At 63.9% G+C, this 25,169-nt stretch carries 20 protein-coding genes and 1 pseudogene; 8 read left to right on the top strand and 13 right to left on the bottom strand.

Features of this window, described 5'->3' with window-relative positions; genetic code table 11:
* Positions 1 to 23: 23 nt before the first annotated feature.
* On the top strand, positions 24 to 1,514 hold the full coding sequence (locus MTX19_RS33485) for an ABC transporter substrate-binding protein (RefSeq protein WP_280981036.1): 1,491 nt from the start codon (positions 24 to 26) through the stop codon (positions 1,512 to 1,514).
* 221 nt (positions 1,515 to 1,735) lie between these two features.
* Here the strand turns inward: MTX19_RS33485 and bla are convergent, their stop codons facing one another.
* The gene (bla, locus tag MTX19_RS33480; RefSeq protein WP_280981035.1) at positions 1,736 to 2,635 is read right to left on the bottom strand and encodes a class A beta-lactamase; all 900 of its coding nucleotides are present in this window, start codon (positions 2,633 to 2,635) and stop codon (positions 1,736 to 1,738) included.
* Between the two features lie 99 nt (positions 2,636 to 2,734).
* Between bla and MTX19_RS33475 the strand changes: the two genes are divergently transcribed.
* Positions 2,735 to 3,715, top strand: coding sequence for a LysR family transcriptional regulator (locus tag MTX19_RS33475; protein ID WP_280981034.1), 981 nt, complete (start codon positions 2,735 to 2,737; stop codon positions 3,713 to 3,715).
* Positions 3,716 to 3,951: 236 nt separating this feature from the next.
* Here the strand turns inward: MTX19_RS33475 and MTX19_RS33470 are convergent, their stop codons facing one another.
* The 7 genes from MTX19_RS33470 to MTX19_RS33440 form a co-directional block, all read right to left on the bottom strand.
* On the bottom strand, positions 3,952 to 4,920 hold the full coding sequence (locus MTX19_RS33470; RefSeq protein ID WP_280981033.1) for a dipeptide ABC transporter ATP-binding protein: 969 nt from the start codon (positions 4,918 to 4,920) through the stop codon (positions 3,952 to 3,954).
* On the bottom strand, positions 4,917 to 5,897 hold the full coding sequence (locus tag MTX19_RS33465; protein ID WP_280984958.1) for an ABC transporter ATP-binding protein: 981 nt from the start codon (positions 5,895 to 5,897) through the stop codon (positions 4,917 to 4,919). Before MTX19_RS33465 ends, MTX19_RS33470 begins: the two co-directional genes overlap by 4 nt.
* Positions 5,894 to 6,811: an ABC transporter permease gene (locus tag MTX19_RS33460; RefSeq protein WP_280981032.1), complete on the bottom strand. Its 918-nt coding sequence runs from the start codon at positions 6,809 to 6,811 to the stop codon at positions 5,894 to 5,896. Before MTX19_RS33460 ends, MTX19_RS33465 begins: the two co-directional genes overlap by 4 nt.
* A complete protein-coding gene (locus MTX19_RS33455; protein WP_280981031.1) occupies positions 6,777 to 7,733 on the bottom strand; it encodes an ABC transporter permease in 957 nt (318 codons plus the stop codon). Before MTX19_RS33455 ends, MTX19_RS33460 begins: the two co-directional genes overlap by 35 nt.
* Positions 7,734 to 7,962: 229 nt before the next feature.
* Complete coding sequence (locus MTX19_RS33450) at positions 7,963 to 9,753, bottom strand: peptide ABC transporter substrate-binding protein (protein ID WP_280981030.1); 1,791 nt, start codon at positions 9,751 to 9,753, stop codon at positions 7,963 to 7,965.
* A gap of 360 nt (positions 9,754 to 10,113) precedes the next feature.
* Entirely contained in the window at positions 10,114 to 11,532 is a 1,419-nt protein-coding gene (locus MTX19_RS33445; protein WP_280981029.1) for a M20 family metallopeptidase, read from the bottom strand.
* 351 nt (positions 11,533 to 11,883) lie between these two features.
* Positions 11,884 to 12,975 carry a mandelate racemase/muconate lactonizing enzyme family protein gene (locus tag MTX19_RS33440; RefSeq protein ID WP_280981028.1) on the bottom strand — a complete coding sequence of 364 codons (1,092 nt, stop codon included), beginning with the start codon at positions 12,973 to 12,975 and terminating at the stop codon, positions 11,884 to 11,886.
* A 335-nt stretch (positions 12,976 to 13,310) separates the two neighbouring features.
* On the opposite strand from MTX19_RS33440, the gene MTX19_RS33435 reads away from it, so the two are divergent.
* The 5 genes and pseudogenes from MTX19_RS33435 to MTX19_RS33415 all read left to right on the top strand — a co-directional run bounded on the left by MTX19_RS33435 (position 13,311) and on the right by MTX19_RS33415 (position 20,082).
* Positions 13,311 to 15,305 carry an NADPH-dependent 2,4-dienoyl-CoA reductase gene (locus MTX19_RS33435; protein WP_280981027.1) on the top strand — a complete coding sequence of 665 codons (1,995 nt, stop codon included), beginning with the start codon at positions 13,311 to 13,313 and terminating at the stop codon, positions 15,303 to 15,305.
* A 110-nt stretch (positions 15,306 to 15,415) separates the two neighbouring features.
* The gene (locus MTX19_RS33430; RefSeq protein ID WP_280981026.1) at positions 15,416 to 16,183 is read left to right on the top strand and encodes a glucose 1-dehydrogenase; all 768 of its coding nucleotides are present in this window, start codon (positions 15,416 to 15,418) and stop codon (positions 16,181 to 16,183) included.
* Between the two features lie 144 nt (positions 16,184 to 16,327).
* Complete coding sequence (locus tag MTX19_RS33425) at positions 16,328 to 16,903, top strand: MarR family transcriptional regulator (protein WP_280985668.1); 576 nt, start codon at positions 16,328 to 16,330, stop codon at positions 16,901 to 16,903.
* Between the two features lie 1,015 nt (positions 16,904 to 17,918).
* A pseudogene (locus tag MTX19_RS33420) lies at positions 17,919 to 18,131 on the top strand (LysR substrate-binding domain-containing protein); the annotation flags it as partial.
* Between the two features lie 160 nt (positions 18,132 to 18,291).
* Positions 18,292 to 20,082 (top strand): adenylate/guanylate cyclase domain-containing protein, encoded by a 1,791-nt coding sequence (locus tag MTX19_RS33415; RefSeq protein ID WP_280981024.1) that lies wholly within the window; start codon positions 18,292 to 18,294, stop codon positions 20,080 to 20,082.
* Positions 20,083 to 20,532: 450 nt separating this feature from the next.
* Here the strand turns inward: MTX19_RS33415 and MTX19_RS33410 are convergent, their stop codons facing one another.
* From MTX19_RS33410 to MTX19_RS33390, 5 genes are all read right to left on the bottom strand, one after another.
* Positions 20,533 to 21,042 (bottom strand): hypothetical protein, encoded by a 510-nt coding sequence (locus MTX19_RS33410; protein WP_280973767.1) that lies wholly within the window; start codon positions 21,040 to 21,042, stop codon positions 20,533 to 20,535.
* Positions 21,043 to 21,235: 193 nt separating this feature from the next.
* The gene (locus MTX19_RS33405; protein WP_280981023.1) at positions 21,236 to 21,541 is read right to left on the bottom strand and encodes a GlsB/YeaQ/YmgE family stress response membrane protein; all 306 of its coding nucleotides are present in this window, start codon (positions 21,539 to 21,541) and stop codon (positions 21,236 to 21,238) included.
* Positions 21,542 to 21,676: 135 nt separating this feature from the next.
* The gene (locus tag MTX19_RS33400) at positions 21,677 to 22,711 is read right to left on the bottom strand and encodes an ATP-grasp domain-containing protein (protein ID WP_348638238.1); all 1,035 of its coding nucleotides are present in this window, start codon (positions 22,709 to 22,711) and stop codon (positions 21,677 to 21,679) included.
* Positions 22,708 to 23,736 carry a putative zinc-binding metallopeptidase gene (locus tag MTX19_RS33395; RefSeq protein WP_280981021.1) on the bottom strand — a complete coding sequence of 343 codons (1,029 nt, stop codon included), beginning with the start codon at positions 23,734 to 23,736 and terminating at the stop codon, positions 22,708 to 22,710. Before MTX19_RS33395 ends, MTX19_RS33400 begins: the two co-directional genes overlap by 4 nt.
* Positions 23,737 to 23,992: 256 nt before the next feature.
* Complete coding sequence (locus MTX19_RS33390) at positions 23,993 to 24,208, bottom strand: hypothetical protein (RefSeq protein WP_280981020.1); 216 nt, start codon at positions 24,206 to 24,208, stop codon at positions 23,993 to 23,995.
* Between the two features lie 362 nt (positions 24,209 to 24,570).
* On the opposite strand from MTX19_RS33390, the gene MTX19_RS33385 reads away from it, so the two are divergent.
* Positions 24,571 to 24,930, top strand: a complete 360-nt coding sequence (locus tag MTX19_RS33385; protein WP_280981019.1) for a YciI family protein — start codon at positions 24,571 to 24,573, stop codon at positions 24,928 to 24,930.
* Positions 24,931 to 25,169: the final 239 nt, after the last annotated feature.

The raw sequence follows: 25,169 nt of genomic DNA, 5'->3' as shown, positions 1-25,169 counted from the left end.
GAAGACGTCCGGGGAGCAAACGAATGTTGAAGAGATTATCCATTGTCGCGGTGGCTGCCGCGTGTGCCTTGGCGCCCCTGCCGAGCCAGGCGCAGGGCAAGAAGGACAGCGTCGTCATGGGCATGACGCTGGAGCCGCCGGGGCTCGATCCCACCACCGCGGCAGCGGCGGCGATTGCCGAAGTCACGCTCTATAACGTCTATGAGACCCTGACCAAGATCAACGAAGACGGTTCGGTGTCGCCGCTGCTCGCGGAGAGCTGGCAGGCCTCGCCCGACCTGAAGACCTACACGTTCAAGCTCCGCAAGGGCGTCAAATTCCAGAATGGCGAGCCGTTCAACTCGGCGGCCGTGAAGTTCTCCTATGATCGCGCCGGCGCGCCGACCTCCACCAACAAGGACAAGAGCCTGTACCGGGCCTTCGAGTCGGTGACGGCACCCGATGCGGATACGGTCGTGATCGCGCTGAAATATTCCGAGCCGAACCTGCCGTTCCTGCTCGGGCAGGCGAGCGGTGCGATCGTCGAGCCGAAGAGTGCGCCGACCGATGCGACCCAGCCGGTCGGCACCGGACCTTACAAGCTCGGGGCCTGGGCCAAGGGTTCGTCGATCACCCTCGTCAAATGGCCTGACTATCGCAACGCTGCCGCGATCAAGCTGTCCAAGGTGACGATCCGTTTCATCGGCGATCCCGCCGCGCAGGTCGCGGCACTCCTGTCCGGCGACGTCGACGCATTCCCGCGCGTTGCGGCGGCACGCAGCCTTGCGCAATTCAAGGCCGATCCGCGTTTCACCGTGCTGGTCGGCGGCTCCAAGGCCAAGACCATCGTCGGCATCAACGCGCGCAAGAAACCGCTCGACGACGCGCGCGTTCGCCGCGCCATCCTCGCCGCGATCGACCGCAAGGCGATGATCGACGGTGCCGTCGATGGCTTCGGCACGCCGATCGGCAGCTTCTACACGCCGGGATCGCTCGGCTATGTCGACACCACCGCTATCAATCCCTACGACCCGGAAAAGGCCAAGAAGCTGCTCGCCGAGGCCGGCGTCACCACGCCGCTCGAGCTCAGCCTCAAGCTGCCGCCGCCGCCTTACGCGCGGCAAGGCGGCGAAATCCTTGCGGCCCAGCTCGCCAAGATCGGCATCGTCGCCAAGATCGAGAATGTGGAATGGGCGCAGTGGCTGTCGCAGGTCTTCACTGGCCCGCACAATTACGACCTCACCATCGTCTCGCATGTCGAGCCGTTCGATCTCGTGAAGCTGACCGAGCCGGACTACTATCTCGGCTACAAGTCCGAGGCGTTCAACGCGCTCTACAAGCAGATCATGGCGACGCCGGCGGAAGCCGATCGCGCCAAGCTGCTCGGCGATGCGCAGCGCATGCTGGCGACCGACGCGGTGGCCGGCTTCCTGTTCCAACCGCAATGGATCACCATCACCAGCAAGAAGCTGAAGGGCGTGTGGAAGGAAGTCCCGCAGTTCGAGAACGACTTTTCTGCGTGGTCGTGGGAGTAGTTGCGGAGCCCGCGTCCCACTCGATCCACGTCATTGCGAGCCGCCCGGTCGGCGCGAAGCGCCGCCGGATGACAGGCTCCGCGAAGCAATCCACTGTCACCGCAGGTGCGGAAAGGTGGATTGCTTCGTCGCTTCAGCGCAAAATTGCTTTGCAATTTTGTCGCGAGCTCCTCGCAATGACGAGGCTGCCTACAATGACAACCTCTCGGATTGAGGCAGAACTAGCCGGACTGCCCCGTGCTCGCCTCCACGACGGCGCGCGCGACCTTGGCGATCGCCTCGTTGCATTGCGCCGAGTCAACCTTGGCGCCGGTCAGATAAACCGTCACCAGGATCGGCTTGCGGCCGGGCGGCCAGAACACGCCGATGTCATTGGCGGTGCCACGGTCGCCGGTCCCGGTCTTGTCGGCAACCCGCCAGTCGCGGGGAACGCCGGCACGCAGGCGGGCGCCGCCAGTCTTGTTGGCGGTCATCCAGTCCGTCAGCGTCTGGCGCGAACCCGCCGACAGCGTCTCGCCGAGAAGCACGCGCTGCAGGTTCTTCAGCATGGCGGTCGGGCTCGTGGTGTCGCGCGGGTCGCCGGGAACGCCTTCGTTCAATGCGACCTCCCAGCGGTCGAGCCGGCTCACATTGTCGCCGATCGACCGGAAGAAGCTGGTGAGTCCCGCCGGACCGCCGATCTCGCGCAGCAGCATGTTGCCGGCCGTATTGTCGCTCTGCGTGATCGCGGCCTCGCAGATCTCGGCCAGCGTCATGCCTGATGCGACCCGCTCCCTGGTCACCGGGGAGTAGGGTTGCAGGTCCTTGGCCTCGAACTGGACATGTTGATCGAGGCTGGATTGACCGCGATCGACCTGGCGCAACACGGCGGCCGAGGCCAGCGCCTTGAAGGTGCTGCACATCGGGAAGCGTTCATTGCCGCGCAGGCTTGCGCGTAGTCCCGTCTCGGTGTCGAGCATTGCGACCCCGAGCCGCCCGCCGGTCTCCTGCTCGATGCGCGCAAGCTCGTGTTGCAGCCGCTGCGTCAGGGCGTCGGTTCCCGCCGTCGCGCTTTGCCGCGGCAAGGTGAAGGAAATTGCGAGGCCCAGCGCGCGCAATCCGAATGTCCGTCTCGTCAGCATGTCTCGTCTCCGTTGGCGGCGCGAACCTGCCGAACGGCGTGACGACGCACAAACAATCATTTATACAGCGAGGCATGAGAAAAACTTGGTCATGACGTCGTGCGCCGGCATCTCCCGCTGAACGCGTTGCGCGCCTTCGAGGCGTCGGCGCGGTTGTTGAGCTTCACCCGCGCCGGGCTGGAGCTGCGCGTGACGCAGACCGCGATCAGCCACCAGGTCAAGCAGCTCGAGGACATGCTGGGCGCGAGCCTGTTTCGCCGCTTGCCGCGCGGCCTCGTGCTCACCGACGAAGGGCTGGCGCTGCTGCCGGTGCTCTCCGACGCGCTCAATCGCATCGGCGCGGCGATCGAGCGAATCGAGGCGAAGGGCACGCGCGAGGTCGTCACCGTCGGCTGCGTCGCGACCTTTGCGACCGGATGGCTGTTGCAGCGTGTCGAGCGCTTCAAGCGCGCGCATCCCTATATCGACCTGCGTCTGTTGACCAACAACAACCGCGTCGACATCGCCGGCGACGGGCTCGATCTCGCACTTCGCTTCGGCGACGGCTCCTGGCACGGCACCGAGGCGATCCATCTTCTCGCCGCGCCGCTGTCGCCGATGTGCCGCCCCGATGCCGCCGGCCGTCTGCGCAAGCCCGCCGATCTCGCGAAGGAGGTCCTGCTGCGCTCCTACCGTGCCGAGGAATGGCCGCTGTGGTTTGCGGTGGCAGGCTCGCAATGTCCGAAGATCCAGGGACCGATCTTCGACAGCTCGGTGGCTATGGCTGAAGCAGCCGCGCGCGGCGTCGGCGTCGGCCTGGTCCCGGTCGCGATGTTTCAGAACGAGCTCGCCTCGGGCCGCCTGGTGCGGCCGTTCGCGGCCGAGGTGCCGGCCGGGTCCTATTGGCTCACCTGGCTGAAGTCGAAGGACATGACGCCCGGCATGCGCGCGTTCCGCGACTGGATGCTCGACACGTTGCGCGCGGACGCAGACGAGGCGGAAGATGCGATGGTGGAGCAGGCGCCTGCGCAGGCGTCGAGGATAAAGGCCAAGCCAAAGACTAAAGCGAAGGCGAAGGCCGCAAAGAAGCGACGCCACTAAGTTTGATGACGTAGACTCAAACTGCTTCGGCAGACACAACTGCACTCCCTCTCCCGCTTGCGGGGGAGGGTTGGGGTGGGGGCTCTCTCCACGAATCGCATCGCGGAGAGAGCTCCCACCCGGATCGCATCTATCGATGCGATCCGGCCTCCCCCGCAAGCGGGCGAGGCGAAGTGAGCCAGCGGCAAGGCGGGATCTCACGCCTTTGTTTGTTCGCGGAGTATCCCCGGCGCCCTCTACGCCAGATGACACGCTACGAAATGTCCGTTGGCACCCTGCCGCAACTCGGGCGCGCTCTGCCGGCAGCGCGCTTCCGCGATCGGGCAGCGGGTGTGGAAGTGGCAGCCCTTCGGCGGATTCATCGGGCTCGGCACGTCGCCCTTGAGGCGGATGCGCTCGCGCTTCGCCTTGGGGTCCGGCACCGGCACGGCCGAGAGCAGCGCCTTGGTGTAGGGATGCTGCGGGTTGCGGTACAGGTCGTTCGCCTTGGCGAGCTCGACGATGCGGCCGAGATACATCACCGCGACGCGGTCGGAGATGTGCTCCACCACGGAGAGATCGTGGGCGACGAACAGATAGGTGAGGTTCAGCTCGGCCTGCAGATCTTCCAGGAGGTTGATCACCTGGGCCTGGATCGAGACGTCGAGCGCCGACACCGGCTCGTCGCAGACCAGCAGCTTCGGCTCCAGCGCCAGGGCCCTTGCGATCGCAATGCGCTGGCGTTGGCCGCCGGAGAATTCGTGCGGATAGCGCTGCATGTGCTCGGCCTTCAGCCCGACCTTGACCAGCAGGCTGGCGACGCGTTCCTCCCGCTCGCTGGCCGATTTGGTGAGGTTATGGATGATGAAGGGTTCGCCGAGGATCGCGCCGATCGTCATGCGCGGATTGAGCGAGGCAAACGGATCCTGGAACACGAGCTGCATGTTGCGCCGCATGGCGCGGAGGTCGCCGCCGCCGAGCCCGGTGACGCTCTGGCCGTCGAACACCACCTCGCCCGAGGTCGGCTCGATCAGGCGCAGGACGCAGCGCCCGGTGGTGGATTTGCCGCAACCGGATTCGCCGACCAGGCCGAGCGTCTCGCCGCGGTTGACCGAGAACGACACGCCGTCGACCGCATAGACCTGCCCGACCTCGCGCGACAACAAGCCGCCCAGCACCGGAAAATGCTTCTTGAGATCGGTGACGCGCAGCAGGGGTTCACTCATGACGCGTCTCCGAGGTGGCAGGCCATGCGATGGCCCGGTGCGATCTCACGCAAGCGTGGTTCCTTCTCGGTGCAGATGCTCATGGCGTAACGGCAGCGCGGCGCGAAGCGGCAGCCGGGGGTGGGATTGATCAGGATCGGCACCGAGCCGCCGATCGCCTCCAGCCGCGTCTTGTGCTCGGCGTCGAGGTCGATGCGCGGGATCGATCGGATCAGGCCCTGTGTGTAGGGATGCCGCGGGTCGCCGAACAGCTCGTCGACCGGCGCCTCCTCCACCACCTTTCCGGCATACATCACGACGACGCGCTGCGCGGTTTCCGCGACCACGCCCATCGCATGGGTGATCAGCATCACCGCCATGCCGAAGCGCTCCTTCATGTCCTGCAAGAGGTCGAGGATCTGCGCTTGGATGGTGACGTCGAGCGCCGTGGTCGGCTCGTCGGCGATCACGAGCTTGGGCCGGCAGGCCAGCGCCATCGCGATCATGACGCGCTGGCGCATGCCGCCGGAGAACTGGTGCGGATAATGGTGCACGCGGCCTTCGGCGTTGGGGATCTGCACCAGCTTGAGCATCTCGATGGTCCGCTCGAGCGCCTGCTTCTTGGTGAGCGCCTCGTGGCGCCGCAGGCTTTCGGCGATCTGCTCGCCGATGGTCAGCACCGGGTTGAGCGAGGTCATCGGCTCCTGGAAGATGAAGCCGATCTCCTTGGCCCTGATGTCGTCGAGCTGGTTGCTGCTCAGCGGCACGAGATCGCGGCCCTCGAACATGATCTGGCCCGCGACGATGCGGCCGGGCGGCATCGCGATCAGCTTCAGGATCGACATCGCGGTGACGGTCTTGCCGCAGCCGGATTCGCCGACCACGCAGAGCGTCTCGCCCTTGTTGATGCTGATGTCGACGCCGTCGACCGCCTGCAGGATGCCGGCGTCGGTGGCGAAGTGGGTCTTCAGACCCTTGATCTCGAGCAGCGCCATCAGATCACCTTGCGCGCGTCGAGCGCGTCGCGCAGCCCGTCGCCGATGAAGTTGATGGCGACGACCGCGATGAAGATCGCGCCGCCCGGAAACAGCGCCCAGTGCGGGCCGATATCGAGAAAGTCCTTGGCGTCATAGAGAATGCGGCCCCAGGTCGGTGTGTCCGGCGGAAAGCCGAGGCCGAGGAACGACAGCGTCGACTCCGCGATGATGGCGGCGGCGACGTCGATCGTGCCGGCGATGATGACGGGCCCGAGCGCGTTGGGCAGGATGTGGCGCACCACTTGCCGCACCGGGCTGGCGCCGAGCGCCCGCGCCGCCTCGACGAATTCCTTCTCGCGCAAGGAGAGGAACTGGGCGCGCACCAGGCGCGCCACCGGCATCCAGCGCAAGCCGCCGATCACCAGCACGATCAGGATGAAGATGCCGCCTTCCGGGCCGAACACCGCCTTGAGCCCGTCGCGGAACAGATAGATCAACAGAAGCAGCAGCGGCAGCTGCGGCAGCGACAGGAACAGGTCGGTCAGCCACATCAGCGCATAGCCGAGCGCGCCGCGCGACATGCCGGCGAGCGCGCCGATCAATGTGCCGACGAACACCGAGACCAGCATGGCGGCGAGGCCGACCGCGAGCGAGATGCGTCCGCCATAGATCATGCGGGCGAGCAGGTCCTGGCCGAGATCGTCGGTGCCGAAGGGATGCGCCAACGACGGCCCCTGCAGCCCGGCCACCACATCGATGTCGTTGATCGAGACGCGCCAGACCAAGGGGCCGATCACGACCGCCAGGATCAACAACAATAGCAGCACGGCGCTGATCACCGCCGGCTTGTGCCGGCGATAACGCCGCCAGGTTTCCCGCAGGGGCGAGTAGCGGCGCCGTTCAGCGGAAGGAGATGCGAGGGTCAAGCCAGCCATAGAGGACATCTGCGATCAGGTTGAACAGCACCACGAGACACGCGAAGACGAAGGTCACGGCCATCACGACCGGTGTATCGTTGGCGAGGATGGAGGAAATCAGGAGCGAGCCGATGCCCGGAATGCGGAAGATCTGCTCGGTGACGATGGCGCCGCCGAACACCGCGGGCATCTGCAGTGCGATCAGGGTGACGACCGGGATCATCGCGTTGCGCATCACATGCTTGATGATCACCTTGGCCTGGCCGAGCCCCTTGGCGCGGGCGGTGGTGACATAGTCGAGGCGGATCACGTCGAGCATCGCCGAACGCACGAAGCGGGTCATCGACGCCGCCTGGAACAGGCCGAGCACCATCACTGGCATGATCGCCTGCCGGATCGTCTCCAGCAGCCAGGGGATCCCGGTCCCCGGCACATCGGAGTAGACGAACGGCAGCCAGTCCAGCTTCACCGAGAAGATCAGGATGAACAGGATGCCCGTGAAGAAGGTCGGCAGCGAGAAGCCGATGAAGGCAAAGGTGTTGGCGAGGCTGTCGAACAGCGAATAGGGGCGGGTGGCGGCATAGACGCCGACCGGAATCGCGATCAGCAGCGCCAGGATTTGCGCCGAGCCGATCACATAGAGCGTGGCCGGCAGCCGCTGCAGGATCAGGGTGTCGACATCCACCCGGCTGACGAAGGAGAATCCCCAATCGCCATGGGCCATGGCCGAGAGCCAGTGCAGGTAGCGAAGATAGATCGGGTCATCGAGGCCGAACTTGGCGCGAAGCGCAGCCTGCACCTCGGGCGGCACGTTCGGATTGGTGGCGAGCTCGCTGAACGGGTCGCCCGGCGCGAGCGCGAGCACGATGAACAGCACGAACGAGATCCCGAGCAGGCTCGGGATCGCGATCATCAGGCGACGCAGGATATATTGACTCATGGGCGAACAGTGAGATCAGGCGGAATAGCGACCGCGAAGGAATTGCGCTCCCTCTCCCGCTTGCGGGGGAGGGTTGGGGTAGGGGTATCGCCGCGAGTCCCATCGTGGAGAGAGCCCCCACCCGCTGCACTCTCTGAGCGCAGCGACCTCCCCCGCAAGCGGGAGAGGTGGGGCAGCATCGCCGAGAGGCCGGCTCGACCAGAGATCGCTTCGCGGTAACACCGCCGCGTCATGCCTCCCGGTACCAGTCTTGCAGATTGTCGGTCTGGTTGGCCCAGCCGGAGAGGGCCGGCCGCAGCGTATTGGAGCAGGCTTCGACCGCGAGGCGATGCATCACGGGGATCACCACCGTGTTCTGCCATAGCAGGTCGTTGCACTTGATATAGAGGTCGGCGCGCTTGATCGGATCGGTCTCGGTATCCGCCGCATCGATCGCGGCGTCGTAATCCTTGTTGACCCAACGCGGGAAATTCTGGCCCTGCCACTTGTTCTCCTTGGTGGCGACATTGCGCGAGAGGTAGCGGCGCATGTGCAGGGCGGGATCGGGCTGGGTCATCGGGATCTGGAACATCTCGATGTCGGCGTAGAACTTGGAGTAGGTGTCGGGGTTGGCGACGTCGGAGGAGAAGAACACCGAGGCCACCACCGACTTCAGCTCGACGTCTATGCCGGCCTTCTGGCAGGCCTGCTTGACGATCGCCTGGGTCTTCTGGCGCGGCCCGTTGATCGAGGTCTGGTAGAGCAGCTTCAGCCGCTTGCCGTCCTTCTCGCGGATGCCGTCCGAGCCCGCCTTCCAGCCGGCCTGTTCCAGAAGCTGGCTCGCCTTCTCGATGTTGAACTCCCATTTGGTGTTCTTGGAGACGAACTCCTCGGGGCCGTTGAGATAGTTCGCGGTGGTGCGTCCGGCGCGGCCGTAGATCACCTTCTTCACGGACTCGCGGTCGACCAGCATCGCGAGCGCCTTGCGCACGGCCGGATCCGACAGGATCGGATGCTTGGTCTTCATCGACGAGCGCTCGCCGTCGACTTCAACGTTGGGGTCGGTGAAGTTGATCGCGATGAATTCGATGTCGCCGCCGACCGCGTAGAGGGTCTTGCCCTTACCGCCCTTTTCCAGGCGCAGCAGCACCTCGTCTTCCACCTGGATGTTCCAGGCGAAATCATATTCGCCGGTCTGGATCACCGCGCGCGCCGCCGAGACGGCATCGCCGCCGCCCTTCATCTCGACCGTGTCGAAATAGGGCCGGTTCGGCATGTGGTAGTCCGGATTGATCTCGCCGCGCACCAGATCGCCCGGCTTGAACTCGACGAATTTGTAGGGACCGGTGCCGACCGGCTTCAGATTGTTCGGCGCCTCGCGGGACTTGCCGCCCTTGTACTCCACGAACAAATGCTTCGGAATGATGCAGCCATAGGCGCCGACGAAGGCGTTGGCCCAGAACGGCGTCGGCTTCTTGAAGTTGATGCGGACGGTGAGGTCGTCGACCTTCTCGACGGTCATATCGGCGTAGGTGCCGCTGGAGACGGCCGCCGTCGCCGGATCGGTGGCATATTCCCAGTTGAACACGACGTCGTCGGCGGTGAACGGTTTTCCGTCATGCCATTTGACGCCGGGCTTGAGTTTCCACGTCACCGATTTGGCGTCGGCGGAGAGTCCGCCGTTCTTGATCGAGGGGATTTCCGCGGCAAGGATCGGGTTGAGATGGCCGTCGACGTCCCAGCTCGCGAGCGGCTCGTAGAACAGGCGCGAACCGTCCTGGTCCTTGGTGCCGGTGGCGAAATGCGGATTGAGCAGGGTGGGGCCCTGCCACCACAACAGCTTCAACGGACCGCCGCCGCCGCGCTTGGTCGGCTTGTAGGGGTTGGGGCTTTGCGCCATCGCGACGCCGCCGATGGCGAGGATCTGGTTGGCCATCGGCGCGGTGAGGCCGACGGCAATCATCCGCTTGACGAAGGCGCGGCGATCCATGCGTCCGCCCTTCACGTCGTCGATCATGCTCCGCAGGTCTTTGTCGAACATAGTCCCCTCGTCCGGTTCCGGTGATTGCGGCTGGCCGCGGATTGGGCCGCCGGTTATTTGGCCGCAGATGGCACACCGAATGATCGCGCAGGTCAACGCCTCACGCGGCTCAACCCATTGGTCTTTTGGCTATCGCTTGTGCAGAAGGCCGCGCTGCCGCACATGGCTTCGGCATTTCCGCGCCAAAGCATGCTCCCGCACCCCTTGGAGTGCGGAAAATTTGTTCGTTATCCTTTGTTCTGATGCGTTTTTTTGGCGCGAGGCAAGATTTGCCCGGGATCATGTCCCGGGCAAGGTTCTGGATTAAATCCAGGGCTGCCCGGGGTCAGATCACGCTTGGCCTCGATTCGACGCTTGCTGTCAGGCCACCGACATGTCCAACGGCGGTGCAACATTCGTCGGCAGCGGGCTGACATAAGGTGTCCGGTTGGTTCGCTTTGTCAGGTCTGCCTTGGCGGCGGCTATCAACTCCGGCTCCATCAGCGCCTTGACGCCGAGACCGGCCATCGCCTTGGCGGCCTGCACCATCGCCTTGTGCGCGGCCGGCGTCTTGCCCTGGGCCACAACCTGCCAGGTGTGGAAGGGCGTACCGATTGCAACCGTCGGTGCATGAACCTGCACGGTCGGCACCACCCAGCTGACGTCGCCGACATCGGTCGAGCCGATCAGCGGATTGCGCTTGGCGTCGATCGGCACCAGGAAGTCGGCCAACGGCCGGTCGGTCGGATCCATGCCGATCGCGTAATAAACCGAGGCGATGTCCTTCTCGGTCAGGGTCGCGCGGATCTTGCTCGCGAAATCCTTGTCCGCGTCGTCGAAATGCGGCGGGCCGAGGTCTTCCATGATCCGGTGCAGCTCCTGCTCCAGCGGCGTGTTGGGCAGGATGTTGGAGACCGCGGAGATGATCTTCATCTCCACCTTGGTCTCGGTCATCAACGCCGCGCCCTGCGCGATCTTGTGCACGCGTTCGACGAGCTCGTTCATGCCGGGCAGGTCGCGGGCGCGGATCGAATAGCGCACGCGAGCATGGGCCTGCACCACGTTGGGCGCGATCCCGCCGGTGTCGAGCAGCGCGTAGTGCACCCGGGCGTCGCTCGGCATGTGCTCGCGCATGTAGTTGACGCCGACATTCATCAGCTCGACCGCATCGAGCGCGCTGCGGCCGAGATGCGGCGAGGCCGAGGCATGCGAGGTGCGCCCGGTGAAGGTGAAATCGGCGCGGGTGTTGGCAAGCGACGGCGTCACCGCCACCTCCCAGAAGCTGTGCGGATGCCAGGTGATGGCGATGTCGGCGTCGTCGAACGCGCCGGAGCGCACCATGAAGGCCTTCGCGGCGCCGCCTTCCTCGGCGGGGCAGCCGTAATAGCGCACGCGCCCCGGCACCCTGTTGGCGGCAAGCCAGTCCTTCACCGCAGTGGCGGCGAGCAGGGCGGAGGAGCCGAGCAGATTATGGCCGCAGCCATGGCCGTGGCCGTCGGCTTCGATCGGACGATGCTCGGCGACGCCGGCCTCCTGGCTGAGGCCGGGCAGCGCGTCATACTCGCCGAGGAAGGCGATCACCGGGCCGCCTTCACCCCATTCGCCCATCAGCGCGGTCGGAATTCCGGCGACGTTCTCGGTAATGCGAAATCCCTGATGCCGTAGCTCGGCCAGATGTTCGGCGGACGAGCGTGCCTCGGTGTAGCAGACCTCCGGCATCCCCCACACACGGTCGCTCAATTCGATGAAACGCGGCTTGATCGCGTCGACGCCACGCCAAACATCACTGCGGTTGTCCATTTGCTCCGGTTCCTATACTTGCATAGGCAAATCTGAAGCGCAAAGAGCTAGCAGCTTGCCGCGAGCTCGCCTAGCGCGCGCCGGCAGACCAGCTTTCCCGCAGCGTCACGTCTACGTCTAAGGCATGATAAAACTGAATGAGGTTGGCCGCGGACTCCGTTCACCTCTCCCCGATGGGGAGAGGTGATTTGCGCAGCAAATCGGGTGAGGGGCCGCAGCTCTCACGAGAGACCGTAACCCCTCACCCGGCGCTACGCCATAGCCGAAGCAGCGCTTCGGCGTCCTCTCAAGGATGGCCGCTGAAGGCGGCCTATGCCTCTCCCAAGGGAGAGGTAAGCTTTCCGGGCGCCATCATCGCGCGCTGAGCCGGTCCAATCCTGTCCAGTCGAACGCGACGCCGTGCCCCGGCCGATCCGGAGCGATCGCCATGCCCTGCTCGAGCACCAGCGGATTTGCGATGTAACGGTCGAGGCCGAAGCCGTGCGCCTCGAGATAGGAGCGGTTCGGGCAGGCCGCCAGCAGATGGACGGTGATGTCGTGCGCGCCATGGCTGGTGACCGGGATGTTGAAGGCTTCGGCGAGGCGCGCGATCTTCATGAAGCTGGTGACGCCGCCGCAATTCGTGACATCGGGCTCGGCATAAGACAGCGCGCCGCCGGCGATGTATGGCTTGAACTCCCACAGGCTGCGCAGGTTTTCTCCGGCCGCGATCGGCACGCCGCCGGCTTGCAGGATACGCGCGTGGCCAGCGACGTCGTCGGGAATGGTCGGCTCCTCGAGCCAGGTCAGGTCGAAAGGTTGCAAGGCCCGCGCGGCGCGGATCGCTTCCTCGACGGTCCATTTCATGTTGGCGTCGGCCATCAGCGGAAACTCGTCCCCGAGGTGGCCCCGCATCGCCTTCACGCGCGTCACGTCGGATGCGAGGCTGGGCCGGCCGACCTTCATCTTGATGGCGCGAAAGCCCTTCGCGAGATTGTCGTCGGTCTGCTTCAGCAGGCCATCCAGCGGCAGGTCGAGATCGATGCCGCCGGCGTAGCAGGGCACGTGCGGGTCGAAGCCGCCGAGCAGCCGCCACAGCGGCAGCAACGCCCGCCGCGCCTTGAGATCCCACAACGCGATGTCGAGCGCCGAAAGGGCAAGCACCGCCGGCCCGCCGCGGCCGCCATAGTGCAGCGCCCACCATACTCTGTGCCAGAGCTGCTCGGTGTCCTCGGCCTCCATCTCGAGTGCGATCTCGCAGATCTCGCGGGTCAGGATGTCGGCGATGGCACCGCCGTTGCGGCCGACCGTGTAGGTGTAGCCGGTTCCTTCCGCGCCGTCGGCGTCGCGGGCGCGGATCGTAATCAGTTCGAACGCCTTGATCTTACCATGCGTGCTGTCGCTCAGCACAGTCGGCAGCGGGATCTTGTAGAAGCCCACCGTGAAGTCCTTGAGGATGGCCACGTCGGGAACTCCTTGATCAAGGGATGGTATGCGCGAGCGCGCGCTGCACGATCCCAAAAGCCGGCGCCGGCCGCAACCGTTTGCGGCTGAATGTCTGCCTTGAGCGATCGGTGTGTCTTCGCAACGGCCGTCGATGTGACCGGGATTCTCTGCAACGGGCAGGAGGGTGTACGGCAGAATGGCTGACTAATGACAACATATTATTTTACTTGTGATTGCCGTTTGAACGAAACGTTGGAGCGCGCGATAAATCGCGATGAGCGTACGTAATATATAAACATATTGACATATCTCGCCGCGCTAAATAGGCTGTCGACGCATCCAGGGAGCTCAGCATGGCCGACGCTCAGTCCGTTCTTCTCGATCCGATCCGGGTTGGCTCGGCGACGTTGAAGAGCCGGATCGTCATGGGCTCGATGCACACCGGGCTCGAATGTCATCCCGAGCGGTTCGATGAACTGGGCCGCTTCTATGCGGAGCGCGCCAAGGGCGGCGCCGGCCTGATCGTCACCGGCGGCTTTGCGCCGAACTTCGCCGGCCGGATGAAGAACGAGCCGGGCACGTTCGAGCGGCCCGACCAGGTTCCGGATCACAGGAAAATTGTCGAGCCGGTCTACGCGGCCGGCGGCCGCATCCTGCTGCAGATCCTGCATGCCGGCCGTTACGGCTATCATCCGGCCATTGTCGCGCCGTCGCCGATCAAGTCCCCGATCAATCGCGACGTACCCGCCGAACTCTCCGCCGAACAGATCGAGGAGACGATCCGCAATTATGCCGCGACCGCGCGTCTTGCGATCGAGGCTGGCTATGACGGCGTCGAGATCATGGGCTCGGAGGGCTACCTGATCAGCGAGTTCCTCGCGCCGCGCACCAATCATCGGACCGATGCGTGGGGCGGCGCGCTGGAGAACCGCGCGCGCTTTCCGCTCGCTGTGATCAGGGCGGTCGGCGCCGCGATCGGTGATGCGATCATCTCCTATCGCATCTCGGCGCTCGAGCTCGTCGAGGGCGGCCTGACGCAGGACGAGACGATCTGGCTGGCGAGGGAAGTCGAGAAGTCGGGCGCCGACTGCCTGTCGACCGGCATCGGCTGGCATGAGGCCGCGGTGCCGACCATCGCAGGTCCGGTGCCGCATGCCGCCTTCATCGAGTCGACCCGCCGTCTGAAGAACGTCGTCAAGATCCCAGTGACCGCGAGCAACCGCATCAATCTGCCCGACGATGCGGCCCGCATCATCGCCGATGGCGCAGCGGATTTGGTCTCGATGGCGCGGCCGCTCTTGGCCGACGCCGAGTTCGTCAACAAGGTCGGCCGCGGCCGGGCCGACCTCGTCAATGTCTGCATCGCCTGCAACCAGGCCTGCCTGGACCATTACTTCACCGACCAGGTGATCACCTGCCTGGTCAACCCACGGGCGGCGCGCGAGACCGAGTTCACCGATGTGCCCGCCGCCGCGGTCAAGCGCGTGGCCGTGGTCGGCGCGGGCGTGGCCGGTATGGCGGCGGCCCTCGAAGCCGGACGCCGCGGCCATCACGTGACGCTGTTCGAGGCGGCACCCAGGATCGGCGGCCAGTTCGCGTTGGCGGCGAACATCCCCGGCAAGGAAGACTACGGCCTGTCGCTTGATAGCTACGAGGCGCAACTCAGCGAGGCCGGTGTCGAGATCAGAACCGGCACAGCCGTCGATCCGGGGGCGCTCAAGCGCGAGAGGTTTGACGAGGTCATCGTCTCGACCGGCGTGTCGCCGCGCCTGATCGATATCCCCGGTGGCGACGATCCAAGGGTCGTCGGATACACCGAAGTGCTCGACGGCACGGTCAAGGCCGGCGACCGGGTGGTCGTGATCGGCGGCGGCGGCATCGGCCACGACGTCGCGCTGTTCCTTGCGATGGAGACCAATGGCCGCCGGCCGACACGCGACGAGTTCTTTGCGCGGTGGGGCATCAACGGCGCGCCGACGCATCATCCGGCGCGGCGGCAGATCATCATGGTCAAGCGTTCGCCCGGTGCGTTCGGCCGCACGCTCGGCAAGAGCACCGGCTGGATCCTGCGCCAGGAATTGAAGGACCTGAAGGTTCGTCAGATCGCCGAGGCGCGCTATTTGAAGATCGAAGGCGAAGGCCTGCACATTGCGCTGCCTGATCGCGTCGAGGTGCTGCCGGCCGACACGATCGTGGTCTGCGCCGGGCAGGAATCCGATCGTGGCATCGCCGACGAGATCGCGGCGAACGGCCAGACCGTCCACGTCATCGGCGGCGCCCGCCTGGCCAGCGAGCTCGACGCCAAGCGCGCGATCTATGAGGGCGCGATCCTCGGCAATCGCATCTGACAACCGCGGCGGAGATCGCGGGGAGCAACGAATCGATCGGGACGAGGGAACAAGGTCCGGAAGTTCAAGCTTCGCGACCGAGCCCACAGCGCATTCAACGGAGCAGCACCATGAGAGGTTTGAAGAAGCGCGTTGCCATCGTCACCGGCGCAGCCGGCGGCATCGGTCGGGCCATTTGCCGCAGATTCCTCGACGAGGAGGTCAAGATCATCGCGCTCGACGTCAACGCCGATGCGCTGAAGCAATTGGCCGATGGTCTCGGTGCGGACGATCAGCGCCTGCTGTGCGCGGCCGTCGACATCGCCGACTATGCGGGGGTCAAGGACGCCGTCGAGCGCGGGGTTGCCAAGTTCGGCAAGCTCGACATCCTTGTCAACAATGCCGGCTGGGACGTCGCCAAGCCGTTCCTGCAGACCGAGCCGGACTTGTGGGACAAGATCATTGCGATCAACCTCCGCGGTCCGCTGAATCTCCACAAGGCGGCGCTTCCCCACCTCATCGCGGCCGGCGGCGGCAAGGTCGTCAACGTCGCCTCCGATGCGGGCCGGGTTGGCTCGTCGGGAGAGGCGGTCTATTCGGCCTGCAAGGGCGGCCTGATCGCATTCTCGAAGACCATCGCGCGGGAATGCGCGCGCGACAATGTCAGGGTCAACGTCGTCTGCCCGGGGCCGACCGACACTGCCCTGCTGCGGTCCTTCGTCGGCGAAGGCGAGTACGGCCAGAAGATCTATGACGGATTGAAGCGGGCGATTCCGCTCAAGCGCCTCGGACAGCCCGACGATATTCCGGGCCTGATCGCCTTCCTGTCGAGCGACGACGCCGACTTCATGACCGGGCAGGTCATCAGCGTGTCCGGCGGCCTGACCATGAACGGATAAGGGAACGAGATGCAGCATCGCCACCTAAGCTACGAAAAGCCGCGTCGGTGGCGGGTGGACCGCCGGGCGTTGTTGCGTCGCGCCGCGTCCCCTGCTCTTTCGTGACCTGACATCTAGAACTTCAACCTCGGAGACGGGCAATCCATGGCTTCCGTCAGGCATTCGCGAAAGGCCGTCGGCGACCCGGCGGCGATCTCCGCCGAAGCGCCCGGTGTCGATCTGTCGGGAAAGCCCGAGCGCGTCGCCGATCATCTCAACAACCGGATCTTCTTCCGCCTGTTTCAGGTCGCCAACACGCTGCAGAAGCAGGCGGTGAAGGAGCTCGGCGTCACGACAGTGCAATGGGCCGTGCTCGGCGCGCTGTCCGATCCGCGGCCGACCTACGGCATGTCGGTGGGCGCGCTGGCCGACTTTCTCGTCGTCAGCCGGCAAAACCTCGATGGTGTGCTCAAGCGCCTCGAACGCGACGGTCTGCTCGAACGCGTGACCGATCCAGGCGACAAGCGGACGCGCCTGGTCAAGCTGACGCGGGAGGGTTTCGTCTTCTGGGCCGAGCTGCGCGAGCGCATTTTCCAGTTCTACGATCAGGCCGTCAGCGGCTTCAAGTTCGACGACCGCGTCGCGCTTGCCCACTATCTCAACGAGCTGCAACGATCACTGACGATAGTCCGGCTTGAGCAGCCGCGCCGCGAGCGGAAGAGGGCGAAGCGGCGTTCCTGACGCCGGCGATCGCGCTTGGCGATGGCTTGACGGGCAGTCTCATTTTGATTGTTGCGCCGCAACGAGCTCGGCGGCGCAATGTCGCGGCTACGAACAACGGGCCACTGTTGTCGCTGTCAGCGATCGCGACGGAGTTGTTAGCGTTGTCCTGGCGAAAGCCAGGACGACGTGGGGTTGGTTCTCGATTCACCTATCAAACAGCGCGGTGTCATCACCCGCGCATGCGGGGGATCCAGTATTCCAGAGACGCCGTTGCTTGATGGGAGAGGCCGCGGCGTACTGGATGGCCCGCAGGAGCCTGTCATCGGGCGCGCCGACGGCGCGACCCGGTGGCGGGCCATGACGACTGAGAGGATGCGAGTCCGCATTCTCGCGACATGATTTGCCCGAGTCTTGCATCTCGTCGCCCCTCCTGAAGATCAGAGGGCGCAGGGAAAGCCGGGTGCCGATCGCACCCATGGGCCCGGTGCAACAAAAAAGCACCGGGGGTAGGACCACAGGTGAAACCGGAGCAATCCCGGCTTTCCCTGCGCGATGGTTTACGGCTTATACGTGCTCTCCCCGGCGAGACTTGGCTTTTTTGTCACCGTCTTCGCAAAGAAGCGTTCCGCGCCTTGCGAAGAGACACCTGCCACTGGGGCGTCAAGACCACACGACTTCACCGTCCGCGTCACGCATGCTCGTCAGTCATGCGATCAGCGTCCACCGCATCTCACCGCAACACTTGTGACGATCGCGAAGCGCCCCTCGATCGGGTGAGACGGGCGGATCATAGACTGAGTTGTGCTGCTGAAAAACAGAAATATTTTCGATGCGAGGCCTTGCGCCGTCGGGCAAATCAATGCCAAGGGGCGAGTGCCCGCGTCCTCGCGTCATTCCGGAGCATGCCATGATCGGGCGCGTGCGCACCCGACGCGCCGGCTGCTCCAGGAACGACGCGAGCATCCGGCCTCACTTCGTGGTGTAGCCGCCGTTGACGAGGATGGTCTGGCCGGTCATCCACCAGCCCTACCGCCTCGCGGGCCTCGGGCTGATCCAGATTCCCGCCGATGACGTGATGCAGCATCTCGACGCCGGAGAACTCGTCGAGATCATGCCCGCACATCGAGCCGCGCCGATGCCGATGACCTTGCTCTATCCGCACTGGCAGCATTTGTCGCGCCGGTTGCAGGTGTTCGCGGATTGGCTGGCGGGTCTCTTGAAGCAGAATCTACTTGCGGCCGGCTAAGGCATGGGGATTGGCAATGCCCGTATTGCACTCGGAAGCAGACGGCCCGATCGATCTTCGGCCAATAACCGACGTCTGCCTGGTGGGCCGCTTGTCAAAAACCCCCTTTGGCACTGCCGCCTGATCCGGCGTACAATGCTGTCCCTTGGAGTTGCGGGCCATGGTGCAAGAGCGGCCAGTCCGGGTCGAGCGCAGGTTGTCGGCGATATTGGCCGCCGACGTAGCGGGCTACTCACGGCTCATGCACAATGACGAAGAGGCTACGCATGCCAGGCTGACGGTGCTCCTGACGGACGCCGTCGCCCCCGCAATCGCCGAGCACGGCGGTCGCATCGTCAAGAACACCGGGGACGGGTTCTTGGCGGAGTTTCCGAGCGCGGTCGAGGCGGTCCGAGCTGCGATGCAATTCCAGACCCGGATCAAGCAACTTACAATCGGCGACGTGGACGACAGGCGCATTGCTTTCCGTGTGGGCGTTAATGTCGGCGATGTGATTGTCGAGCCGCATGACATCTTTGGGGACGGCGTGAATATTGCGGCGCGGCTTGAGAGTATCGCAGAACCCGGCGGCGTCTGCATCTCATCTTCTGCCTACGAGCATGTCCGGGGCAAGATCGGCGTTGAGTTCGCCGATCTGGGCGAGCAGAACTTCAAAAACATTCCCCGCCCAGTCTTGGCTTATGCCGTAGTCCGGGAAAACGCCATCCCAGCCGCGCACGTCGACTGCGCACGGCCGGGCTCACGTTCAACCCCTCGCCTTTCCATCATCGTGCTGCCCTTCGCCAATCTCAGCGGTGATCCCGAGCAAGACTACTTTGTGGATGGTGTAACCGAGACCCTGACCACCGACTTGTCGCGCATCCCAGGCTCATTCGTGATCGGCAGGCACACTGCATTCACCTACAAGGGTAAGGCGGTCGACCTCAAGAAGATCGGGCGCGACTTGAACATCCGCTACGTGCTCGAGGGCTCTGTGCAGCGTAGCGGCAACCGATTGCGGGTGAACGTGCAGCTTGTGGATGCCGAAACTGGCAATCACCTTTGGGCCGAGCGCTTCGACAAACCCGTTGCCGATCTGTTCGATATGCAAGACGAAATCGTCGCGCGGCTTGCTAGCGCACTGAATACCCAACTCACTGAGGCTGAGGCACGACGAGCGGGGCGCTCGCTGGATCCCGATGTAACGGACCTGAATTTTCAAGGTAATGCGTGCTTGAACAAGGGGACGAGCCCCGAGCACCTGACCCGGGCGCGTGGCTTTTTCGAACGTGCTTTGACTATCGATCCTCGAAGTGTGGGAGCGCTGGCCGGCATGGCAAGCCTCGATATGATGTTGGGAGCTGCCCTGCTAACCGACGACCGGAGCGCGCGCTTTTCGGCAGCCGAAACAAATGCGATTAAAGCGCTTTCCTTGGCCCCGGATGACGCCCTGGCCCACTTTATCTTGGGTTGCGTCTACATGTTCACCAACCGCGCGGCCCAAGGAATTGCCGAATGCGAACAAGCATTAGTGCTCAATCCCAATGCCGCCGATGCTCATGCCGCCCGTGGTCTGGCCAAATTCTTAACGGGTCGCGCCACCGAGACCGAAGGTCATATACTTGAAGCTCTCCGTCTCTCCCCTCGCGACACCTTCGCCAACTGGTGGATGCATTGTCTCGGCAGGGCCAAGATACAGCTCGGTGCTGAAGCCGAAGCTGTTTCTTGGTTTCGACGAAGTATCGAAGCCAACCGCAATTTTCCTCTCACTCATTTTCACTTGGCCGCTGCCTTGGGCTTGCTCGGTGCGCTGGATGAGGCGCGAACTGCTGCAAAGGCGGGACTTACGCTCGATCCAGGCTTTACCATACGTCGCTTCCGCCTCGGCGCATCAAGCGACAATCCGACGTACCTTGCTGCGCTGGAGCGGGTATGTGAGGGCATGCGTCTAGCCGGGGTGCCGGAGGGGTGATGTCGGAGTTGGGTCAAAGGCTGTCGATGACGACGGAGCTGAGCGATACCGCGGCTGGCCAGATCGAAAACTACGTCGTCGAACTCAGGCCGCTCGACTCGTGGCTGAGCCAAGAGCCAGGTTGCTTCTACCGGCGGTCTCGCTAATTCTGCCGTCGTGCGCACCAGCGATGGAGCATCACAATTCAGCTCGGAGAGCCGGTCCATGAGTTCTCGCAGCCTTGGCGCTGGCGAGTAAGCAGCACGGCACGGTGAGCCCGAATGCTTCTCAGACTTCACGTTGATCACCAGCTCGAATTTGGTCTGACGGTGCAGGAGATCATCGAGCGATCCGGTGATCGTGGTGCCGGCCTTGACAATCACAGTTGCGAGCGAAGTGTCGCAGCCAGCGCGCGCCCCACAAAAAAGGCGGCCGCTCGGGCCGCCTTTTTCCTTGTCTTGTCGAAAGGGATTACTGGCAGGGATGTTGCCGGCCGTCTGACCCCTTGAATGTCGTGCCGGGCGTGCAGGCAAGGCTGTTGTGGGCGGCGTAAGTCTTCCAGTCGCGGCCGCCATAGCCGTAGCCATAGTAATTGGAGTAGCTATTGTCGTAGCTGTAATAGCGGTTGTCGAAGGCTCGGAAGGGGGCAGTTGCGATCGCCCCCGCAGTCGCGACAGCGCCGCCCACGACATTGCCCGCCACCTCACCGGGCCCGGCAGGCCTGCGATACACTCTCCCGCTCGGCAAAGCGGCATTGGCGTTACGAATCCGCTGGCTGCGGTAGGTCGCGTGACGCTGAACGTGACGCTGACCTTCGGCGCGAGTTTGAGATCCCTTGGTCTGGGCCTGAGTGTACTTCGCACCCTTGGTCATTGTACTCTTGGCGGTTGTACCCTCGGCCATCGCTGGGCTCGCGAGCACGGAGCCGACGATGGCCGCGGTGCCGAGGACGGCAAGAGTTGCAGTCTTCAGTCTCGTCATTGGACGCTCCCGTTTTCGTGATTTGTGACCGAGGCAAGCGCGGAGGACCGGCGGATGTTCCGCGCGCCGCTTCTCAAACCGATGTGATCGGGCATTCAAGTTCCCTGGAACGGGGAAAGCGCGCAATCGTGGCATGGATTGACAAGTCTCTTGCCACATCGGTGCGCACCCCTTCTAAGTTACTCTGATCGCCTCATAGTCGCCAACGTCGCCACGAAAAGCCCCATCGTCGTCGCGGAAACTTCCCGCCAAGCAGCCCGATGATCAGCAAGAGCACAACGGCGCCGATAGTCGCGACAACGATGGTGCTGACGAAGCCACTGCCGATATGGATCCCCAGACGGGGCAACAGCCAGGTGCCGATAAGAGCGCCGACAATTCCAACGGCGACGTCACCGATCAGACCAAAGCCCCCACCCGCAACAATCTTACCCGCCAACCAGCCTGCAATGAGGCCAGCCAGCAAGATGACGATGAGACCTTCGCCTGAAATGTACATCTTGACCTCGTTCGGTCGAAAGAGACGGCCGACTGACGTGTGAAAACCGCGAACAGCCGCCAGAGTTCCTATGGCGACGTTTCGTGGGGACCGATCAATGCAAGCCCGAGCGTTAGCGAAAGACGATGACGCCCTTCAGCCGAGCGATACGCCTGCCTTTGCACGGCTGATTCCGAGGGCCAGAATGCGCTGCAGCAGATCCGGGTAGTCCAATCCGTCATGGCGAGCCGCTGTCGCGAACTCCTGGCTCTTCGCGATTTCGGGATTGGGATTCGCCTCAATGAAATACGGAATGCCGTCGGCAGAGAGGCGAAAGTCGATGCGCGCGTATCCATCGAGTCCCAATGTTCGGTAGATGCGTTTCGCCAGTCGCTGAATATGGGCGGATAGTTCCGGCGCAAGGTTCTTGGCCGGCCCATCTTCAATTCCGACGCGTTCCTGATAGTTGGGATCATGTTTGACTTTCTCGGTGGCGATGAGCCGTGCCCCGCGACCGCCCATGCTGCCGAACTTCAATTCCCAAACCGGCAGAACCCGCAGCCGGTTGTTGCCGAGCACGCCGACATAGAGCTCGCGTCCCTCGATGTACTGCTCGGCGATGGCGGCAGTTCCGACCCGCTCGTGGATGAAGGCGACCCGCTCTGCGAGCTTCTCGTCCGTATCGACGATGGATGCCTGCGAGATAGCAAACGATCCATCCAGGTTCAGGCTCTTGACGATGAGCGGCAGCGCAAGACGCGGCGGTCGTTTGACCTTGCGGCGCATCGGGAACACGGCGAAGGCCGGCACCGCGATCCGGCGATGGTGCACCAGCGTCTTGGACAGATCCTTGCCGCGCGCCAGGATCAGGCCACGCGGGTTACACCCGGTATACGGGATCTGCATCAGCTCGAGATAGCTTGCGATGTGCTGGTCGTACACGACCTCATAGCGGAACTCCTCCAGCAACGTGAATACCACATGCGGCTTGAAGCCCTCGATCTCGTCGCGCACCGGCTTGATTTCCTCCTGCACGCCGAGCGGGCGAACCTCATGGCCGGCCGCGCGCAAGGTACTCACGACGTCGTATTCCGTTTTCCACGCATTGATTTGCTGCGCGGTGTATCCGTCGGTGGAGTCCGGAGGCACGAAGTCCGGATGCATGAGCACGAGAATGCGAAGGCGTCTCATAGCGCGATCCATTTGCGCCGCGACGGGCCGAACAGCGCGTGCATGGTCTTGGCGGTCAAAAGGATGGTGAAGTTGATCACGAGCTTCTGTTCAGGGCCGACGGCGCGCAGATCGAGCTCGCGGCAGCGCGAGATCATGTCGTCAAGCACAGCGTCGAGCGTCAATTGGTTTTCGCCGGTCCACCGCGCAACCAGCTGCCTGATTTGGGCTCGGTGTCGCCTGATGAAGACCGAAGCCGGTCGTCCCCGTCGATGCCGCTGGTCGGCGGAAAACAGCCGGGAAAGGTCGCGGTCGTAAGTCTTCGGTGGGTTGAAGGCGTAGAACGCCTGCTTCTTTCTATAGTGCTCGCCGAGCGTTTGGCTGAGCTCATGCAGCGGATCGACCCGCTCTCGCGTCGTGAGCAGCGGCCGCTTCCCTGCAATCTCGCCCATCAGCTCGTCGACATATTCGAGCTTCTTCAGCGCCGGCCAACCGGCATATCGTGTCCGCCAGTTCGAGCGCGGCCGTAGCCACACCGCGAAGGTCTCGGCGAAATCCTCGTCCGGATGGCTCTGCGCGTACCAGCGCCGAAGATGCTGGACATAACGCCGGCTGGCCGGATTGGGCTGGTAGTAGCGCGGGTAGTGTTTCGAGGACGGGCCGAACAACTGCTGCCAGCGCCTCCGGCGTTGCAGCTGGTAGCCGTGCTGCACGGCATGGCCGGCCTCATGACGGAGAATGGCCATACACTCGGACCAGGTGCCGCCCTCGACGTCGAGCATCATTTTCTTCTCGAGTTTCATCAGGCGGGGATGGGCGAGATAGAATGGGATGGCAATGCCGGGCACATTTGCCGGGCTGAACCATTCGCTCGATATCCACGCGTGTGGCCGCAGCCGGATGCCGCGCCCTTCGAGCTCTTCATATAGAGTGCCGAGACAATCCTCGAGCCAAGTACCTTCGACCGCAACCCTCAAACGACTGAGGCGTTGCTCGAGCAACTGCTCATCAGACAGCTTTTCCCAAGCATATTTCTGGCGCCGCATCGAATCCAGAGGTCATGACAACTCAGTATCTAAATGGTGTCACAGGTTGCGGCCGGCAACAACCGCCGACTCCTCGCGGCGCGCCTCCGAGGGTGCCCTCCCGAAGGTGCCCAAGAGCGAAGCGCGCCTACCGCGGTGTTCGAGATCGACCTTGCAGAGCTTGCCGCGTCACATGGATCGACGTGACCGGGTCGTATTGCGCCGCGGCTGCCGATGTGATCGTCGCGCCAGGCACGATCGACCTCGGCTAGCGGCTTCATGCGGCATGGGGCCTCCTGACGCCGGCCGGGCGGCCAAGCCGATATGCCTCGATCGGAGCGATCTCGCCATCGAGCCAGTCCTGCTCGCGCGCCAGAGCCCTCCAGGATTCTTCCATGCGCTTGAAGAGAGCTTTCGTCTGCTTATCGGTTGAACGCTTGGCAAGCTTGGAACAGATCACTGCGTTGTCCAAGAGAAGCTGCGACCGTTTCATGGAAAGTCCCTCCTGTTCATGAAAAACGTAGGCGAACGGGCAAGGCCATTCAACACGCCCCTCCATGACCATTTCGTAACGCTCGTGAACGCGTGTTCATCGAGAGCGTGGAATGTCGGGTAAGACATCGCGCCGGATCGTCCGCCGGATTGCGCGATGCGCAGTGCGTCGCGCGATCATGTGCTGTCGGCTCCGAGGAGCGGCGCGAGCGGACATGCCAATGTCAATGCGATGGACAAGACGCGGAGCACCTCCGTCTCAGCCCGCTAAAATATTTGCAGGGCGATGTCGGTCCGCCAAAACTCCGTTCGTCGTTCCGATGTCCCTCCGATGAGGCGAGGGCTGAAGTAAGGAGACAGACGATGCGTGTCATGGTGCTCGTGAAGGCGACCGAAGACAGCGAAAAGGGGATGCTCCCCACCACCGAGATGTTCGAGGCGATGGGCAGATATAATGAGGAGCTGGTCAATGCCGGCATCATGCGCGCCGCCGACGGCCTCAAGCCCTCGTCCCACGGCAAGCGTATTGCGTTCGACGGCGCCGGCCGTACCGTCATCGATGGGCCTTTCGCCGCGACGCGCGAGCTGGTCGCCGGCTTCTGGCTCTGGGAGGTCAAGGACATGGACGAGGCGGTCGCCTGGGTGAAGCGCTGCCCCAATCCCATGCCGGGACCGAGCGAGATCGAAATCCGGCCGTTGTACGAGATGGCTGATTTTCGATGAGACGTCGACGCGGAGGCGGCGGAAATCCATGACGGAATGCGCGAGAAGCCCAGCGGCAACCGAGGTCGCCGGCCGCGGCCTGCTCGGCTGCCTCATGGGCGAGCTCAAGGCCCATCACGCATCAGCTCACGGTCTCTGCGGGTGCGGAGAAGGGGCGGTTCGCCGGGACGACTTAGTGAGCCAAACATCGTCACATCAGGGACTGCGGGTCCGGCGCAGTCGTGAGGCTCAACCGCATG

Origin of the sequence: Bradyrhizobium sp. ISRA464 (assembly GCF_029910095.1) — a bacterium.
Classification (GTDB): Bacteria; Pseudomonadota; Alphaproteobacteria; order Rhizobiales; family Xanthobacteraceae; genus Bradyrhizobium.
The sequence above is the reverse complement of the archived record's forward strand: the minus strand, read 5'-3'. Positions and strand labels throughout refer to the sequence as shown.